Origin of the sequence: Pseudomonas sp. UBA6276, from assembly GCF_002438365.1 — a bacterium.
Lineage (GTDB): Bacteria > Pseudomonadota > Gammaproteobacteria > Pseudomonadales > Pseudomonadaceae > Aquipseudomonas > Aquipseudomonas coleopterorum.
This window is the reverse complement of sequence record NZ_DJUS01000185.1, coordinates 1-16,880: the sequence shown is the minus strand read 5'-3', so window position 1 is coordinate 16,880 and position 16,880 is coordinate 1. Positions and strand designations below refer to the sequence as shown.

Below are 16,880 nucleotides of genomic sequence, written 5' to 3'. Positions count from 1 at the left end.
GAAAAGAGTTGGGGAGAGGCGTGCCTGGATCATGGCACTGCACATGACGGCTCAGTGTAGCGCCATCCTGCATCGGGCACTGTTCCTGCGCCGCGTTTTGCCTCAGAGTCCGTAAATCGCCAATAGTGCCAAACGTCGACGGAAAGATCATGAGCGAAGACCAGTGGACCCAACGCATGCAAGACAACGGCTGGCTGTGGAATCCCGCCCAGACCGGCGCCCAGGCGCCTTGCCTGATCCTGGCGCACGGTGCCGGAGCGCCCATGGACAGCCCGTTCATGAACGCCATGGCCGAGCGTCTGGCGGCCACCGGTGTCAGTGTGGTGCGCTTCGAGTTTCCCTACATGGCCCAGCGCCGCAGTGGCGGCAGCAAACGTCCGCCCAGCCCGCAGGCGAGCTTGCTGGAGAGCTGGCGACAGGCCTACGCCCTGGTGCGTCCCCTGGTGACCGGAACCCTGGCGGTGGGCGGCAAGTCCATGGGCGGACGCATGGCCAGCCTGCTGGCCGACGAATTGGGCGCCGATGCGCTGGTGTGCCTGGGGTATCCGTTCTACCCGGCGGGCAAACCGGAGAAACCGCGCGTCGAGCACTTGGCCAAGCTGCGCACGCCGACCCTGATCATTCAGGGCGAACGCGATGCACTGGGCAACTGCGAGACGGTGGCGGGCTATGAACTGTCGGAAGAGATCGAAATGTACTGGCTGAGCGCGGCCGACCACGATCTGAAGCCGTTGAAGGCCTCGGGGTTCAGCCACGACCAGCATCTGCAGACCGCTGCCGACCGGATCGTGGCTTTTCTGTCCTGATCTGCAGGCTGGACGCGGGCCGCCGTGGAGGCGGCGCCGCGCATCCAGAGGCCGATCAGCGGTTGAAGCGCTCCACCAGCGAGTACTGGCTGTTGGCGGTCTTGGTCAGCTCTTCGCTGAGCAAGGCCGAGTTCTGGGCCTGCTCGCTGGTTTCGTCGGCCAGGTGCGAGATGGTGGTGATGTTGCGGCTGATCTCTTCGGCCACCGCGCTTTGCTCTTCGGTGGCTGCGGCGATCTGGGTGGTCATGTCGGTGATGTTGGCCACCGCCTCGCTGATGCCGATCAACGCGCGGTCGGCCTCCAGCACCCGGGCCACGCCATCTTCGGCCTGGCGGTGACCGGCATCCATGGTCTGCACGGCGTTGTTGGCGGTCTGCTGCAGCTTGGCAATCAGCCCGTGGATCTGTCCGGTCGATTCGCTGGTGCGTTGTGCCAGCTGGCGGACTTCATCGGCGACCACGGCAAAGCCGCGACCCATTTCGCCAGCCCGCGCCGCTTCGATGGCCGCGTTGAGCGCCAACAAGTTGGTCTGGTCGGCGATGCCCTTGATCACATCCACCACGCCGCCGATCTCGTCGCTGTCCTTGGCCAGCTGCGTCACGGTCTGCCCCGTTTCGCCCACCACCACCGACAATCGCTGGATCGCCTCGCGGGTTTCGCCGGCGATGTCGCGGCCGCGACTGGTCAGGCGATTGGCTTCCTGAGTGGCGTCGGCGGTGCGCTGTACATGGCTGGCCACCTCCTGGGTGGTGGCCGCCATCTGGTTCACCGCCGCGGCGACCTGTTCGGTTTCCAGGCGCTGACGGTCCAGGCCTTGGGAGCTCTGGTGAGCCAGGGCGTCCGACTGCCGGGCCTGGCCGGTCAGGTGCTCGGCGGTGTCCTGCAGACGGGTCAGGCAGGTCTTGAGGCGCGCCTCCTGACTGAGGATGGCCATTTCCAGACGCGCCTGGGCGCCGCGGCTGTCGGTGTACATCTGCGCGATGAGCGGGTCGGACGTGGTCTGATCCGCCAGCTTGAGCAGGCGCTTGATGCCGCGCTGCTGCCAGCTCAGGCCGATCAGGCCCAAAGGAATCGACAGGCCGGCCGCCAGGGCGAAGCCCCACGACGTATTGAGCCAGGCGCCGATCATGAAGCTGATCTGGCTGACCAGAATGAACGGCAGCCAATCCTGTACCACCGGCATCCAGCGATCGCGGCCGGGTACTGCGGATTTGCCTTTGTTCAACCGTTCATAGAGCGCCTGAGCCCGGCGCACCTGCTCGGCGGTCGGTTTGACCCGAACCGATTCGTACCCCACCACCTGCTTGTTTTCCAGCACCGGGGTGACGTAGGCATTGACCCAGTAGTAGTCGCCGTTCTCGCAGCGGTTCTTGACGATACCCATCCACGGCAGACCCTGGCGCAGGGTCGCCCACATGTGCTCGAACACCGCCGGCGGAACGTCCGGATGGCGCACGGTGTTGTGCGGCGCGCGAATCAGCTGGTCTCGGGTGAACCCGCTGATCTCCACGAACGCGTCGTTGCAGTAGGTGATCATTCCTTGGGTGTCGGTCGTAGAAATCAGGCGCTGTTGAGCAGGGAAAGTCCGTTCGCGCTGAGTGATAGGCTGATTGTTACGCATGAGTGTCCATTCATTCCGTGGGGCTTTGACAGGTTCTCGGCCAAATCGGGAAAAGGTTGAATCGAATTTCCCCAGGAGCGAGGCGGGATGCGTGCGCCGTCAGGCCAAGGGCGAAGCGTGCGCATCGCCTTGGACCAGGAAGTGGTCAGAGGGCCTGGATGACGGCGTTCATGTGCGCCTGCAGGTCGGCGATCGGGTCATCGCTTTCCTCGGCCAGTACCAGCAGTTTGCCGCCTGCGGCGGTGATGGCCGCCTTGACCGCTTCGGGGGGTTGCCGATGGTCGATGACCAGGGCGACGTCGTTGTCCTTGAGCGTCGTGCTCAGGTTCTCCAGTTGCGCGGCATCCCATTGCTCGTCGGTGAGCGCCTGGGTGGCGACCGTGTCCAGGTTGAGGCCGGCGGTCAGGTAGGCGAAGCGGTCGCTGAGGCTGATCACGCTGACATTGTCGACCTTGGCCAGGCGGGTTTCGCTGTCGGCGCTGAGCTTGAGCAACTGCTGCTTGAGCGCAGCCAGATTGGCATCGATCCGCGGCTTGGCGGCGGGCGCCAGACGCACCAGATCGGCGGCCATGACATCGGCCATGCGCCCCATGTTGTTGCTCGACAGCCAGGGCTGGCTGTTCAGGCCACTGACGCCGGGCTGGACGGCGATACCGGGCAGTACCCCGTCCACCGGGCGCGCCGCGTCGATCTCGACGATGCGAATGTTACTGCGGCGTGCCAGCGGATACAGCGAATCATCGGACCACAGCGAGCGCAGTCCGATCACCGCATCGGCGGAGCTGGCCAGGCCGGCCAGGGCTTCTGCACCGCGGCCGGTGAAATAGGCATTCTGCCGGGAGCCGGGCAGGTTGGCCGCGGCTGCACGCTGCAGCTGCACGCCGCTGTCCTTGAGCAGCAACTGGCCCAGGCCGTAGGTGATCGGCAGGCTGGCGAGGACTTTCACCGGCTCGGCGGCGAAGGCGGCGGGGGCGAGCACCGCACACAGGGTCAGGGCCGTTGTCAGTTTGCGCAGAATAGGCATTTATCCAATGTTCCCTCTGAGGCTGGGCAAGGTGCCGCGGGCGATGGCGGCGAGGGCGAAGGCCACGCCTGCGACCAGAATGATGGCGGCACCGGAGGGTACCGGTAGATCGAAGAGGATCGGCAGCAGGATCCCGCACAGCGTGCTCAGCGTGGCGATGATCACCGAGATCCAGAAGAACCCCTTCAGCGACTGGCTCAAGAGCCGCGCCGCCGCTGCCGGTATCACCAGCAGCGCACCGACCAGGATCGCGCCGATGACCTTGACCGCCGCCACGGTGATCAGCGTCACCAGAATCACGAACAGGTAATCCAGCGCTTTTACCGCCACGCCGCGTACGGCGGCCAGTTGCGGGTTGAAGCTGGCCAGCATGATGCGGTTGTACAGCGGCAGGCTCAGGCTCAGCACCAGCGCGCCGACCACGGCCAGTACCAGCAGGTCGTTGCCGTTCACCGTCAGGACCGAACCGAACAGCACGTTTTCGAGAATGTGCACGTTGATCTTGCCGGCCAGGGTCAGCAGCAGGCTGGCGCCCAGGGCCAGGGATACCGACAGGAATACACCGATCAGGGTATCCGGCGCCAGGCCGGTGCGGTTGCGCAGGTAGTTGAGCACGATGCCGAACAACAGGCAGTAGCCGAACAGGCTGCCGTAAGGGCCGGTGTAGGGTTCGCCGAGCAGGATGCCGATGGCCACGCCCGTCAGTGCGGCATGGCCTACCGCTTCGGAGAAGAACGAGAAGCGCTTGACCACCACCAGGGTGCCTAGGCCGCCCAGGACCGGACCGATCAGCAGGCCGGCGATCAAGGCGTTGACCACGAACCCGTAGGCCAGCGCAGCGGGCAGGTAACCGTCCGAGGCCAGGCCCTGGATGGCCAGACGAAACTGTTCGTAGTCCATCAGGCGAGGCCTCCGGCGCGGGGATGGGTGGAGAACAGCGTCAGCAGTCGGTCCGGCGTGAGTGCCTCGGCAGGCGTGGCGTCGAACAGCACGCGGCGGTTGAGCCCGGTGACCCGGTCGGCCAGGCGCTTGACCGCTTCCAGGTCGTGCTCGATCCACATCACCGTGATGCCGGCCTGCTGCCAGTCCAGCAGCAACCGTTCGAACACCTGGATACCAGCCTCGTCGAGGGCAGACATGGGTTCGTCGAGAATCAGCAACTGCGGCGCCGGGATCAGGCCTTGCGCCAGCAGCACGCGTTGGCGTTCACCGCCCGACAGCGCGCCCATGCGACGTTTGCGCTTGTCCTGCATGCCCACGCGTTCGAGCGCTTCGCCAATGGCGCCGGCATAGTGCCGGGAGAGGCCGAGAAACGCCGGCCGACGCTGGCACATGGCGGCCATGAAGTCGTCGACAGTCATCGGCAGGCCACGGTCGAATTCCAGCGCCTGCGGCACGTAGCCGATCACACCGGGACTGCCCGGCCATTGCAGACTCAGTTGCCCGCGGTGGGGCATCTGCCCCAGCAGGGTCTTGATCAGCGAGCTCTTGCCACCGCCGTTGGGCCCGACCAGCGCATGCACGCTGCCGCTGGCCACGCGGAAGCTGACATCGTCGAGAATCTGCGTGCGGCCCAGCACCAGGCCGACCTGATCGAAGTCGATGGCAGGCCCGCAGCGAGCCAGGGTGAGGGGTTCGGCTGCGGTCATGCGCCGGCCTCCTGAATCGCCCGTACCACGGTGTCGAGGTTGCCGCCCATTTCCTTCTCGTACTTGTCGGCGCTGTATTGGCCATAGGAAATGTGCGAGAGCGGGTACATCTTGACGCCCGATTCGCGCTGGATGGTTTCGACGTAGGTCGAAGGGAAATCCATTTCCGAGAAGATCACCTTGACGTCCAGTGCCCGCAACTGGTCGATGGTCTTCTTCAACTGGCTGGGGCTGGGTTCGATGCCATGGGCCGGCTCGACCACGGCAGTGACTTCCAGACCGAACTCGCGCAACAGGTAGTCATAGGCCGCGTGCACCGTGGCGACCCGCAGCTCGGCGTTGGGTGCCTGAGTCAGCTTGGCCAGGGCATCGGCACGCAGCGTGCGCAGGCGCTTGCCGTAGGCACGTGCATTGGCGGTATAGAACCTGGCGTTGTCCGGATCGAGCTTGCCCAGTTCGCGGGCAATGTTGTTGACCTGAGCAATGGACGCGCTGATGGACAAAAAGGTGTGCGGGTTGACCACCTTGCCGGCGCCGCGGGCCATGGTCCCGGTGGCGGCCAGCAGTGGCACGTCGGCATTGGCCTCGATGACGGCGATGTCAGGCTTTTCGCTGGCTTCTATCATGCGGTCGGCGAAGTCGTCATGGCCGACGCCATTGAGCACCACCACGTCCAGGCTGCCGATGCGCTTGATGTCCTCGGCCCGTGGCTCGTACGCATGGGGGTTGAACCCGGCCGGGATCAACGGCACCACCTCGGCCTTGTCGCCGACGATGTTCGCCACATAACTGTAGTAGGGGTGCAGGGTGATGCCGATGCGCAGCGGTTTGCCGTCGGCGGCCCAGGCGGTGCTGTTGAGCAGGGTGCCCAGGACTGCGACGGACAGGAGTCGCAGCAACGGACGGCGGGCGATAGATCGGGGCATGGAAAATCCTGGGGAAGAGGGCGTATTCAATGGCGGTGCTGGCGGGTGACACCGGTGTCGAACTGGGCGATCACCTGTTGCCAGCCGGCGGCGGCGAGCGTCTTGTCATCCATCTGCGAAGGTGTGCTGGCCGAAGAAGCACGATTGATCCAGACATCCGCGTCGGGCCCGTTCACCCGCAGCAGGAACGAACCGGCCACCGCGGGCGCCTGGCTCAGGCCCACATAGGAGCTCTCAACCATTTCCCACGCATGACTACCCCGGCTGACCGAGCTGGCGTCCTGGGCGAAGGGTGCGAAGCCTTCGCTGGCCAACTGCGCAGGCGTCACCGGTTCGGGCTGTTCCTCGGCGAGCAGCCGCACTTCGTCCAGGGTCACCCGCAAGTCGGCGTAGATGCCCTGTTCGGCAGGCGTCAGGTCGCGCCGTGCGTCGAGCTGATGGGCCGGCACCGCCACGGGCTCGTGGCTGACACCGTGCCAGGCCACCACCCCGGCCGCGGCCAGCAGGATGAACAGGCAGAGCAGGCCGACGTAGAGGGTTTCATGACCCGCCCCGGCAGGGCGGACGATCTGGGTGACCGGCGTACTCATGGTGCTTGGATGTCGGCTTGGTCGATTTCCACGACATGGCCGGGACCGGCATCGAACAGCACATAGAATTCGGCATCGGGACGCTTGAAGGTCACTGTCGAATCGCTGCCCAGCTTGCCGGGCACCAGAATGCTTTCGTCATAGCCGACCACGTCCAGGGTCACCCCCGGAGCGCCGCTGCCATCGGAGAACCCCCCTGTGCAGCGAATCTGCTGGTCGTCGATCTGCTTGCATTCGCACATGGGATTGTGAGCCAGGGCAACACCGCTGCAAGCGGCGGCGAGCAGCCCGAGCGTGAAGGCAGGCCAGCGGGGGAATGAAACACAGATCATGGTTGGATTCCTTGGCGGTTCTTCAGCCAGGCCACTGTTGCGGGCGACGCCTGGCTCAAGGGAATGGAGGTCTGATGCATGGAGCCGTCCCAGCCTTCCATGGTGATCCACAGCTGTGCATCGGTCTCGGTTTTGCTCGGCACCGGCAGGCCGGCGAACATGCGGTAGCCGCTGCCGAAGAAGATCACCCCCGCAGCCCTCAGGCTGCGCGGCTTGCCGATGCGCAGGTAGGTGGCCTTGACCTGATCGATGCAGGACTTGCACAGGGCAGCGGTGAAGTACTTGATGTCCTGACCGCTTTCGGCGGTCGGGCCTTCGATGCGGCGCTCGGCCAGGGTCAGGCTCCAGGGCCCGACGGCGATGTCGCCGACGGTGCGTTCGCCCAGCCCGCTGTCACCGCGATCCATGGCGTTTTCGGCAAAGTAGTGCGGCATGAAGCCGAGTGGAATCAGCACCAGCAACACGTTGATGTGGAAGCGCCACTTGCGCCACAAACGCGACAGCGGCGACAGCGAAGGGGCAGTGACGACTCGGCTCACAGGCTGCGCTCCGCGGTGGTATGGGCCATCGGACGCAGGTCGCCGACGGGCATCTGCGAGGCTTCCTGGCGATTGCTGCGCTTGAACGCCTGGGCGGTCGCCAGGGCCGTGCGCTTGCTCCAGATCATCAGGCCGCTGAGCACCATCATGCTCAGCAGCAGGCCGAAGAAAGCCCAGATGAGTTTGATCCACAGGCCCCCGAAGTCACCGGTGTGCAGCGGGCGCATGGATTCGGTGACGAATTCCAGCGCGTTGCGGTCGCCCAGCAGGTGCGAGCTGATCAACTGCCCCGTGTAGGGGTTGATGCTGGCGGTCTGGAACATCAGCGGGTACCAGCTGCGACCACCGACTTCCATCGGGCTGTAGGCATTGAGCGGCAGGGACACGTAGCTGGCATCCAGGTCGGGCACCTGCTGCTTGACCACGGCAATCGCCTGTTCGACCGGAATCATCGGTGCCGGGGTGCCATTGGCCACCAGCGGTACGTCGGCCCGTGCGATCACCGAGGTCACCGGCGAATAGCTGGAGATGCTGATCTGGTTGTCGTAGAGGATGGCGCGAATCAGGAACCAAACGCCGGTGATTGCGATCACGGCGATGAACCAGATCGACCAGATGCCACTGAGGCGGTGGAAATCGCCCCAGAACACCCGGGCGCCCTGGTTCAGGCGCAGGGTGGGCTTGAGGAAGCCCTTCCAGAACTTCTTGTAGACCACCAGCCCGGTGATCAGAGACACCAGCAACGGCAGCCCGAGGAACGACACCAGGTACCAGCCCCAGGAGAAACCGTTGGTGAAGGGCACCAGCCACCAGCCATGCAGGGCGCGGGTGAAGGCCGGGAAATCGAATGCCGGACTGACGCCTTGCAGCGCGCCGGTGTAGGGGTTCACGTAGACCGTGGGTGAACGGCCGTCCGGGTAGGTCACGCTGGCGTTGACCGCGAAGTAGTCGCCGTCCGGATGGGTGAGGTTGCTGACGCGCAGTTCGGGGTGATCGCGCTGGATGGCGCTCATCAACTGGTCGTAGTTCAACGGCTGGGCGTCATCGGACGGCTTGTTGGCGCGCATTTCCGGGTTGATCAGCCACATGATTTCGGTGCTGACCACCGCCAGCGTGCCGGTGACGCAAACGATCAGCACGAAGAACCAGATCGGCAGGGCCAACCAGCTGTGCACCAGAAACCAGATTTTCGAGCGGGATTTCTTGGACATGGGAAAACGTTCTCGATTCACGATCCCGACAGCCGGACGGGCAGGCTGTGGTTCCAGCGAACAGGTGGCCACCGATTTGGAAGGCCGCTATTGCACTGGATAAACAAGAATGAGAACAAGAACCAAATGAATATGGAGCGCGTTTATTTGAAACCGAATGTTTCAATCAAGCAGAAGGACCCGGACGCGGCTTGCGCCGCTGCTACAGAAACTTCAGATCCCTGTAGCAGCGGCGCAAGCCGCGTCAGCGTCATCCACGGTGTCGCCGATTCACCACGTACAAACCAGGCGTGGCTCAATCACACCACCGGATTACCAATCAACTGACGCAGCACATAATGCAGGATCCCACCGGAGCGGAAATACTCCACCTCATTGAGTGTGTCGATCCGGCACAGCAGCTCCACGGTTTCTTCCTGGCCACCTTCGCGACGGATGAGCAGGTCCAGACGCATGTGGGGCTGCAGATGCGCCCCCGTCAAACCAACGATATCCAGCGTCTCCTGCCCGGTCAGCCCCAGGCTCTTGCGGCTCTGGCCGTTGGTGAATTGCAGCGGCAGCACACCCATGCCGACCAGGTTGGAGCGGTGGATGCGCTCGAAGCTCTCGGCCACCACGGCCTTGACGCCGAGCAGGTTGGTCCCCTTGGCCGCCCAGTCGCGGCTGGAACCGGTCCCGTACTCCTGACCGGCAATGACCACCAGCGGTGTTCCCGCTGCCTGGTAGCGCATTGCTGCATCGTAGATCGGCAGTTTTTCGCCCGTCGGAATGAACAGGGTATTGCCGCCTTCTTCTCCCCCGAGCATTTCGTTGCGGATACGGATGTTGGCGAACGTGCCGCGCATCATCACTTCATGGTTGCCACGGCGCGAGCCATAGGAGTTGAAGTCTCGCGGTTCCACGCCCTTTTCGCGCAGGTAACGTCCAGCGGGACTGTCGGCCTTGATGTTGCCGGCGGGGGAGATGTGGTCAGTGGTCACCGAATCCCCCAGCAATGCCAGAATGCGGGCGTCCTTCACGTCGGCGATGACCGGGGCCGGACCGGCAATGTCCTCGAAGAAAGGCGGGTGCTGGATGTAGGTCGAATCCGCCTGCCATACATAGGTGGGCTCTTGTGACACCTCGATGGCCTGCCACTGTGCATCACCAGCGAAGACTTCGGCGTACTCCTTGTGGAACATGGCCGTATCGACCTTGGCTACGGCGTCGGCGATCTCCTGCTGAGTCGGCCAGATGTCGCGCAGGTAGACCGGCTGACCATCGGTGCCGGTGCCCAGCGGTTCGCTGCTGATGTCGGTGCGCACACTGCCGGCCAGGGCATAGGCCACCACCAGTGGCGGCGAAGCCAGCCAGTTGGTCTTCACCAGCGGATGCACCCGGCCCTCGAAGTTGCGGTTGCCCGAGAGCACCGAAGCGACGGTCAGATCGGCGCTCTGGATCGCCTGCTCGATGGGCTCGTCCAGCGGCCCCGAGTTGCCGATGCAGGTGGTGCAGCCGTAACCCACCAAGTCGAAGCCCAAGGTGTCCAGGTATTGGGTCAGGCCGGCTGCCTTGTAGTAGTCGGTCACCACCTTGGAGCCCGGAGCCAGCGACGTCTTGACCCAGGGTTTGGTGGTCAGGCCTTTTTCGACCGCTTTCTTGGCCACCAGCCCGGCAGCCATCATCACACTGGGATTGGAGGTGTTGGTGCACGAGGTAATGGCGGCGATGACCACCGCCCCGTGTTGCAGATTGTGCGTCTGGCCACGCCAGGTGTAGGGCGTGCCTTCGGTCTGGTCGGCATTGCCCACGGCCACGCCACCGCCACCTTCGCTTTCCAGGCGGCCTTCTTCCTTGCTGGTCGGTTTGAGCTGCAGACCGATGAAATCGTTGAACGCTGCGCTGACCTTGGGCAGTGCCACGCGGTCCTGGGGACGCTTGGGGCCCGCCAGGCTGGCCTCGACCTCGCCCATGTCCAGCGCCAGGGTATCGCTGAACACCGGCTCCTGACCAGGCAGGCGCCACATGCCCTGGGCCTTGCAGTAGGCCTCGACCAACTGCACCGTCGCTTCCGGCCGACCGGACAGGCGCAGATAGCTCAGGGTCACGTCGTCCACCGGGAAGAAGCCGCAGGTCGCACCGTACTCTGGCGCCATGTTGGCAATGGTCGCGCGGTCGGCCAGGGGCAGATCGGCCAGGCCGTCACCGTAGAATTCGACGAACTTGCCGACCACGCCTTTCTTGCGCAGCATCTGCGTCACGGTCAGCACCAGGTCGGTGGCGGTGATGCCTTCCTTGAGCTTGCCAGTGAGTTTGAAGCCGATCACTTCGGGGATCAGCATCGACACCGGCTGGCCGAGCATGGCCGCTTCGGCTTCGATGCCGCCGACGCCCCAGCCCAGCACGCCCAGGCCGTTGATCATGGTGGTGTGCGAGTCGGTCCCCACCAGGGTGTCGGGGAAAGCGTAGGTGCGGCCGTCCTCTTCCTTGGTCCAGACCGTACGGCCCAGGTACTCCAGGTTGACCTGGTGGCAGATGCCGGTACCCGGTGGCACCACGCTGAAGTTGTCGAACGCGCTCTGGCCCCAGCGCAGGAACGCATAGCGCTCACCGTTGCGCTGCATTTCGATGTCGACGTTTTCCTCGAACGCCTGTTCGCTGGCATAACGGTCGACCATCACCGAGTGGTCGATCACCAGATCCACCGGCGACAGCGGATTGATTCGCTGTGGATCGCCACCGGCCTTGGCCACTGCGGCGCGCATGGCAGCCAGGTCGACCACGGCCGGTACCCCGGTGAAGTCCTGCATCAGTACGCGCGCCGGGCGGTACTGGATCTCGCGATCGGAGCGGCGTTCATGCAGCCAGTCGGCGAGGGCGCGCAGGTCATCACCGGTGACGGTCTTGCCGTCTTCCCAGCGCAGCAGGTTTTCCAGCAGCACCTTGAGCGACATCGGCAGTCGTTGCAGATCGCCCAGGCTCTTGGCGGCTTCGGGCAGGCTGAAGTAGTGATAGGACGTGCCGGCAACGTCCAGGGTGTTGAGGGTTTTCAGGCTATCGAGGGAAGGCATCTGTCAGCTCCTTTTCGGGCCCGCACGGCACGGGCTGAATAATCAGGTTCTTTCAGTGAGGGACTTCCGGTACATGCCGGGGGTTCCGATTTCCTTTATCATGCGCCGATTTCGGCCCCAGGCAGTGAAAGTCTCTTTATGAATACGTTGTTTATGCATTGCCGCCCCGGCTTCGAAGGCGAGGTCTGCTCGGAGATCGCTGAACACGCCGCACGGCTGGGGGTTGCCGGCTATGCCAAGGCCAAGCCGCAGACCGCCTGCGCCGAATTCATCTGCCACGAACCGGCCGGTCCGGCACGGCTGATGAGCGAGTTGCGGTTTAGTGACTTGATATTTCCCCGGCAGTGGGCGCGTGGCGACTTCGTGCAGTTGCCCGAGACCGATCGCATCAGCGTGCTGCTCGAACAGCTGTCGTCCTATCCAGTCTGCGGCAGCCTGTGGCTGGAAGTGCTCGACACCAACGATGGCAAGGAGCTGTCGAACTTCTGCAAGAAATTCGAGGCCCCGCTGCGCAAGGCCCTGCTTGGTGCTGGTCGTCTGGTGGATGATCCCCGCCTGCCGCGCCTGCTGCTCACCTTCAAGAGCGGCCGCGAAGTCTTTCTCGGGGTGGCCGAGGCGGGCAACTTCGCCATGTGGCCGATGGGCATCCCGCGGCTGAAGTTCCCCCGCGAGGCACCCAGCCGCTCGACCCTGAAGCTGGAGGAGGCGTGGCACCACTTCATTCCCCGCGAGCAGTGGGACGAGCGCCTGCACGGCGACATGACCGGCGTGGACCTGGGCGCCGCGCCGGGTGGCTGGACCTATCAACTGGTCCGCCGCGGCATGCTGGTCACCGCCATCGACAACGGTCCGATGGCGCAGAGCCTGATGGACACCGGCCTGGTCACTCATCTGATGGCCGACGGCTTCACCTACAAGCCCAGGCAGACCGTGGACTGGATGGTCTGCGACATCGTCGAGAAGCCTGCGCGCAACGCTGCCTTGCTGGAAACCTGGCTGGGCGAGAACCTCTGCCGCGAAGCGGTGGTCAATCTGAAGTTGCCGATGAAGCAGCGCTATGCCGAAGTGCGCCGGTTGCTCGACCGTATCGAGGATGGCTTCAAGGCCCGTGGCATCAAGGTCCAGATCGGCTGCAAGCAGCTGTACCATGATCGCGAGGAAGTCACCTGCCACCTGCGCCGACTCGACAGCGTCCGACGCTGACCCCCGATGTGCCGCGGCCTGGGGTCGCACTGTGCGCCGGGCCTGCGCTGCGCCGCTACACTGTCCGTCTCGACCGTCTGCCTGAATTCCCGCTTGATCTGGAGTTTTTCATGACCCAAACCCTGTCTGCCGACCGTACCCTGGATGCGACTGGCCTGAGCTGTCCGGAGCCGGTGATGATGCTGCACCAGCACGTGCGCGACCTGCCTGCCGGTGGCCTGCTCAAAGTCATCGCCACCGACCCCTCGACCCGCCGCGACATTCCCAAGTTCTGCGTCTTCCTGGGCCACGAGCTGGTGCAGCAAGAGGAGGAGGGCGGTACCTACCTCTATTGGATCCGCAAGAAAAGCGACTGATTGCCCCAGCCCGGCGCGTGTGCGGCGCACATACCCAGTTGCAGGCGAGCTGGGTATAATCGCCCCCTTTTTTCCAGGTGCCTGGCCATGTTGTCTGAAATTCATGCCTTTCTCGGCTGCCCCACGCCCGACGCCTGGGTCCAGGCCGCGCTGGCCGACCAGAACACCTTGCTGATCGACCACAAGAACTGCGAATTCAAGGCAGCGTCCACGGCCCTGAGCCTGATCGCCAAGTACTGCACCCACCTTGACCTGATCAACATGATGTCGCGCCTGGCGCGCGAAGAGCTGGTCCATCACGAGCAGGTTCTGCGCCTGATGAAGCGCCGCAAGATCGAGCTGCAACCGCTGTCGGCAGGCCGCTATGCTTCTGCGCTGCGCAAGCAGGTGCGCAATCACGAGCCGGTCAAGCTGGTCGACACCCTGGTGGTCGGCGCCTTCATCGAGGCGCGCAGCTGCGAGCGCTTCGCGGCGCTGGTTCCGCATCTGGACGAAGAACTGGGCACCTTCTACAACGGCCTGCTGATGAGCGAGGCGCGGCACTACCAGGGCTATCTGAAACTGGCCCATCAATACGGCGATGCCGCCGACATTGCCCGCACCGTCGACAAGGTCCGCGTGGCCGAAGCCGAATTGATCGAAAGCCCCGATCCGGAATTCCGTTTCCACAGCGGCGTTCCTGCCTTCGCCTGACCGCGCCCGTGCGGCGCATTCGTTGCGCCGCTTCTGACTATCCCTCCTTCAATACACACATGACCTACGCTTCATGCCAGTCCGCGTGTTGACACACTGCATCTTGACGTTTACGTTAACGTAAAGCATCGGGAGCAGATCCACGTGAGCACTCTCTATAGCATCTCCGAAATATCCCAACTGCTGGACGTCACACCCAGAACGCTGCGCTTCTACGAGGAGCAGGGCATGGTGGCGCCCACCCGTCGGGGGCAGGAACGGGTCTACTCGGCGCGCGATCTGGTGGCGATGAAGTTGATCTTGCGGGGCAAGCGCATCGGGTTCTCCCTGGCCGAATGCAAGGAGCTCATCGACATGTACGACCCCTCGGGCAACCGCAAGCAGCTCGATCGGTTCCTGGAGAAAATCGCCGAGCGCAGGGCGCAGCTGCAGCAGCAGATGCTCGACATCGAACAGATGCAGGTGGAACTCGACACCGCCGAGGAGCGTTGCCGCGTGGCCTTGCAAACCTGATCGCGGCTAGGCATTCCCTGCGATCTTCTCGACCTTCTTGATCTCCTTGATAAATACAAAAAAAGCGAGTGACGAACATGATTTCAGTACCGGGACTGGATTTCTTCCTTGGCGAAGACATCGACATGCTGCGCGATTCGGTGGCGGCCTTCGTGGCGCGCGAGATCACCCCGCGCGCCGCCGAAGCCGATCGCAGCGACCAGTTTCCAGCCGACCTGTGGCGCAAGTTCGGCGACATGGGTTTGCTGGGCCTGACCGTGCCTGAAGAATGGGGCGGGACGGGCATGGGCTACTTGGCGCACATGGTTGCCATGGAGGAAATCTCCCGCGGCTCGGGCGCCATCGGTCTGTCCTACGCGGCCCATTCCAATCTGTGCGTCAACCAGATCAACCGCAACGGCAGCGCCGAGCAGAAGGCGCGTTTCCTGCCCAGGCTGATCAGTGGCGAGCACATAGGCGCCCTCGCCATGAGCGAGCCGAACGCCGGTTCCGATGTCGTCTCCATGCGCCTGCGTGCCGACCTCAGGGGCGACTGCTACGTGCTCAACGGCACCAAGATGTGGATCACCAACGGCCCGGACTGCGACGTGCTGGTGGTCTACGCCAAGACTGACATGGCGGCCGGCGCCAAGGGCATCACCGCGTTCATCGTGGAGAAAGGCGCGCCGGGCTTCAGCGTCGCGCAGAAGCTCGACAAGCTGGGCATGCGCGGTTCGCACACCGGTGAACTGGTGTTTCAGGACGTCGAGGTGCCGGTGGAAAACGTGCTCGGCCAGCCGGGGCAGGGGGTGGGTGTGCTCATGAGTGGTCTGGACTACGAGCGCGCCGTGCTCAGTGCCGGCCCGCTGGGCTTGATGCAGGCGGCCATGGACCTGGTGCTGCCCTATGTTCACGACCGGCAGCAGTTCGGCCAGAGCATCGGCGAATTCCAGCTCATTCAGGGCAAGCTCGCTGACATGTACACCACCCAGCAGGCGTGCCGCGCCTACCTCTATGCAGTCGGCCGACACCTGGATGGGCTGGGCCAGGCGCCGATCCGTCAGGTCCGCAAGGACTGCGCCGGGGTCATCCTGTATGCCGCCGAAAAAGCCACCTGGCTGGCCGGCGAGGCCATTCAGATCCTCGGCGGCAACGGCTACATCAACGAGTTTCCTGCCGGGCGCCTGTGGCGCGACGCCAAGCTCTACGAGATCGGTGCAGGCACCAGCGAGATACGCCGCATGCTGATCGGTCGTGAACTGTTCGAGCAGACGCGCTGACGTTTTCTCGTTGCCCCTTCCATCGGTGCCGTACCCGCACAGGAAATGCCCATGGCCATTCTCCACAGTCAGGTCAACACACGTTCAGCCGACTTCGTCGCCAACCGCGAGGCGATGCTCCAGCAACTCGATACGCTGCAGCGTTGCGCAGCGCAGATCCACCAGGGCGGTGGCGAAGCCGCCCAGGCGCGCCATGTCGCCCGCGGCAAACTCCTGCCACGCCAGCGCATCGATGTGCTGCTCGATCCCGGCTCGGCGTTCCTTGAAGTCGGGCTGCTGGCCGCTCACGAGGTGTACGGCGAACAGGTCGCGGCCGCCGGACTGATCACCGGCATCGGCCGGGTGGCCGGCGTCGAATGCATGATCATCGCCAACGACGCCACGGTCAAAGGCGGCAGCTATTACCCGCTGACCGTGAAGAAGCACCTGCGCGCTCAGGAAATCGCCCAGCACAACCGCTTGCCCTGCCTGTACCTGGTCGATTCCGGCGGCGCCAACCTGCCGCGNNGCATCGCCCAGATCGCCGTGGTCTTGGGCTCGTGCACGGCCGGGGGCGCCTATGTGCCGGCCATGAGCGACGAGACCATCATGGTCCGCGATCAGGCAACCATCTTTCTCGCAGGTCCCCCCCTGGTCAAGGCGGCCACCGGGGAGGTGGTCAGCGCTCAGGCGCTGGGCGGCGCCGATTTGCACTGCCGGCAGTCGGGGGTCGCCGATCACTACGCGGAAAACGATCAGCATGCGCTGGCCATCGCCCGTCGCTGTGTTGCCCGCCTGAACTGGCGCAAGCAAGGGTGGCTGGCCTGCGTCGAACCCTTGCCGCCACGCCACGCGGCGGATGAACTCTACGGCCTGGTGCCCACCGACCCCAAGCAGCCCTTGCCGATCTACGAGATCATCGCACGCATCGTCGACGACTCGGCCTTCGACGAGTTCAAGGCGCTGTTCGGGCCGACCCTGGTCTGTGGTTTCGCCCACATCCACGGCTACCCCGTGGCGATTCTGGCGAACAATGGCGTGCTGTTCGCCGAAGCTGCGCAGAAGGGCGCGCATTTCATCGAACTGGCCTGCCAGCGCGGCATTCCCCTGGTGTTCCTGCAGAACATCA

General features: G+C 64.2%; 17 protein-coding genes. 7 read left to right on the top strand and 10 right to left on the bottom strand.

Annotated elements, in window-relative coordinates; translation table 11 throughout:
• Window positions 1–149: 149 nt before the first annotated feature.
• Window positions 150–806, top strand: a complete 657-nt coding sequence (locus B2V21_RS20700) for an alpha/beta family hydrolase (RefSeq protein WP_090357287.1) — start codon at window positions 150–152, stop codon at window positions 804–806.
• Between the two features lie 55 nt (window positions 807–861).
• Here the strand turns inward: B2V21_RS20700 and B2V21_RS20695 are convergent, their stop codons facing one another.
• The 10 genes from B2V21_RS20695 to acnA form a co-directional block, all read right to left on the bottom strand.
• Window positions 862–2,427 carry a methyl-accepting chemotaxis protein gene (locus B2V21_RS20695; protein ID WP_056843111.1) on the bottom strand — a complete coding sequence of 522 codons (1,566 nt, stop codon included), beginning with the start codon at window positions 2,425–2,427 and terminating at the stop codon, window positions 862–864.
• A gap of 145 nt (window positions 2,428–2,572) precedes the next feature.
• Window positions 2,573–3,451 carry a metal ABC transporter substrate-binding protein gene (locus B2V21_RS20690; protein ID WP_286917893.1) on the bottom strand — a complete coding sequence of 293 codons (879 nt, stop codon included), beginning with the start codon at window positions 3,449–3,451 and terminating at the stop codon, window positions 2,573–2,575.
• Complete coding sequence (locus tag B2V21_RS20685) at window positions 3,452–4,351, bottom strand: metal ABC transporter permease (protein WP_376787090.1); 900 nt, start codon at window positions 4,349–4,351, stop codon at window positions 3,452–3,454. It lies immediately after the preceding gene.
• Window positions 4,351–5,100, bottom strand: a complete 750-nt coding sequence (locus B2V21_RS20680; protein ID WP_286917892.1) for a metal ABC transporter ATP-binding protein — start codon at window positions 5,098–5,100, stop codon at window positions 4,351–4,353. The genes B2V21_RS20685 and B2V21_RS20680 overlap by 1 nt, the downstream gene beginning before the upstream one ends.
• Window positions 5,097–6,026: a metal ABC transporter substrate-binding protein gene (locus tag B2V21_RS20675; RefSeq protein WP_049859092.1), complete on the bottom strand. Its 930-nt coding sequence runs from the start codon at window positions 6,024–6,026 to the stop codon at window positions 5,097–5,099. Before B2V21_RS20675 ends, B2V21_RS20680 begins: the two co-directional genes overlap by 4 nt.
• 26 nt (window positions 6,027–6,052) lie before the next feature.
• Window positions 6,053–6,616, bottom strand: a complete 564-nt coding sequence (locus tag B2V21_RS20670; RefSeq protein ID WP_286917891.1) for a DUF6162 family protein — start codon at window positions 6,614–6,616, stop codon at window positions 6,053–6,055.
• On the bottom strand, window positions 6,613–6,948 hold the full coding sequence (locus B2V21_RS20665) for a hypothetical protein (RefSeq protein WP_286917890.1): 336 nt from the start codon (window positions 6,946–6,948) through the stop codon (window positions 6,613–6,615). The genes B2V21_RS20670 and B2V21_RS20665 overlap by 4 nt, the downstream gene beginning before the upstream one ends.
• Window positions 6,945–7,487 carry a thiamine pyrophosphate-binding protein gene (locus B2V21_RS20660; RefSeq protein WP_286917889.1) on the bottom strand — a complete coding sequence of 181 codons (543 nt, stop codon included), beginning with the start codon at window positions 7,485–7,487 and terminating at the stop codon, window positions 6,945–6,947. Before B2V21_RS20660 ends, B2V21_RS20665 begins: the two co-directional genes overlap by 4 nt.
• Window positions 7,484–8,698 carry a PepSY-associated TM helix domain-containing protein gene (locus B2V21_RS20655; RefSeq protein WP_286917888.1) on the bottom strand — a complete coding sequence of 405 codons (1,215 nt, stop codon included), beginning with the start codon at window positions 8,696–8,698 and terminating at the stop codon, window positions 7,484–7,486. Before B2V21_RS20655 ends, B2V21_RS20660 begins: the two co-directional genes overlap by 4 nt.
• Window positions 8,699–8,997: 299 nt before the next feature.
• The gene (acnA, locus tag B2V21_RS20650) at window positions 8,998–11,748 is read right to left on the bottom strand and encodes an aconitate hydratase AcnA (RefSeq protein ID WP_286917887.1); all 2,751 of its coding nucleotides are present in this window, start codon (window positions 11,746–11,748) and stop codon (window positions 8,998–9,000) included.
• Window positions 11,749–11,886: 138 nt separating this feature from the next.
• Between acnA and rlmM the strand changes: the two genes are divergently transcribed.
• The 6 genes from rlmM to B2V21_RS20620 all read left to right on the top strand — a co-directional run.
• Window positions 11,887–12,951: a 23S rRNA (cytidine(2498)-2'-O)-methyltransferase RlmM gene (gene rlmM, locus B2V21_RS20645; RefSeq protein ID WP_286917886.1), complete on the top strand. Its 1,065-nt coding sequence runs from the start codon at window positions 11,887–11,889 to the stop codon at window positions 12,949–12,951.
• A 110-nt stretch (window positions 12,952–13,061) separates the two neighbouring features.
• Window positions 13,062–13,307, top strand: coding sequence for a sulfurtransferase TusA (tusA, locus tag B2V21_RS20640; RefSeq protein ID WP_134721384.1), 246 nt, complete (start codon window positions 13,062–13,064; stop codon window positions 13,305–13,307).
• Between the two features lie 87 nt (window positions 13,308–13,394).
• A complete protein-coding gene (locus B2V21_RS20635; protein WP_376787089.1) occupies window positions 13,395–14,000 on the top strand; it encodes a tRNA-(ms[2]io[6]A)-hydroxylase in 606 nt (201 codons plus the stop codon).
• A 144-nt stretch (window positions 14,001–14,144) separates the two neighbouring features.
• On the top strand, window positions 14,145–14,513 hold the full coding sequence (locus B2V21_RS20630; RefSeq protein WP_056843100.1) for a MerR family transcriptional regulator: 369 nt from the start codon (window positions 14,145–14,147) through the stop codon (window positions 14,511–14,513).
• A gap of 80 nt (window positions 14,514–14,593) precedes the next feature.
• A complete protein-coding gene (locus B2V21_RS20625; RefSeq protein ID WP_286917912.1) occupies window positions 14,594–15,772 on the top strand; it encodes an isovaleryl-CoA dehydrogenase in 1,179 nt (392 codons plus the stop codon).
• Window positions 15,773–15,823: 51 nt separating this feature from the next.
• Window positions 15,824–16,880: acyl-CoA carboxylase subunit beta (locus tag B2V21_RS20620; protein WP_286917885.1), on the top strand; the 1,057-nt coding region annotated here is incomplete at its 3' end.

Bases quoted from the DNA above. Each gene is read 5' to 3' on its own strand.
- B2V21_RS20655 (WP_286917888.1), bottom strand. From the start codon at position 8,698: ATGTCCAAGAAATCCCGCTCGAAAATCTGGTTTCTGGTGCACAGCTGG.
- B2V21_RS20670 (WP_286917891.1), bottom strand. From the start codon at position 6,616: ATGAGTACGCCGGTCACCCAGATCGTCCGCCCTGCCGGGGCGGGTCAT.
- rlmM (WP_286917886.1), top strand. From the start codon at position 11,887: ATGAATACGTTGTTTATGCATTGCCGCCCCGGCTTCGAAGGCGAGGTC.
- tusA (WP_134721384.1), top strand. From the start codon at position 13,062: ATGACCCAAACCCTGTCTGCCGACCGTACCCTGGATGCGACTGGCCTG.
- acnA (WP_286917887.1), bottom strand. From the start codon at position 11,748: ATGCCTTCCCTCGATAGCCTGAAAACCCTCAACACCCTGGACGTTGCC.
- B2V21_RS20680 (WP_286917892.1), bottom strand. From the start codon at position 5,100: ATGACCGCAGCCGAACCCCTCACCCTGGCTCGCTGCGGGCCTGCCATC.
- B2V21_RS20665 (WP_286917890.1), bottom strand. From the start codon at position 6,948: ATGATCTGTGTTTCATTCCCCCGCTGGCCTGCCTTCACGCTCGGGCTG.
- B2V21_RS20695 (WP_056843111.1), bottom strand. From the start codon at position 2,427: ATGCGTAACAATCAGCCTATCACTCAGCGCGAACGGACTTTCCCTGCT.
- B2V21_RS20690 (WP_286917893.1), bottom strand. From the start codon at position 3,451: ATGCCTATTCTGCGCAAACTGACAACGGCCCTGACCCTGTGTGCGGTG.
- B2V21_RS20635 (WP_376787089.1), top strand. From the start codon at position 13,395: ATGTTGTCTGAAATTCATGCCTTTCTCGGCTGCCCCACGCCCGACGCC.
- B2V21_RS20675 (WP_049859092.1), bottom strand. From the start codon at position 6,026: ATGCCCCGATCTATCGCCCGCCGTCCGTTGCTGCGACTCCTGTCCGTC.
- B2V21_RS20685 (WP_376787090.1), bottom strand. From the start codon at position 4,351: ATGGACTACGAACAGTTTCGTCTGGCCATCCAGGGCCTGGCCTCGGAC.
- B2V21_RS20700 (WP_090357287.1), top strand. From the start codon at position 150: ATGAGCGAAGACCAGTGGACCCAACGCATGCAAGACAACGGCTGGCTG.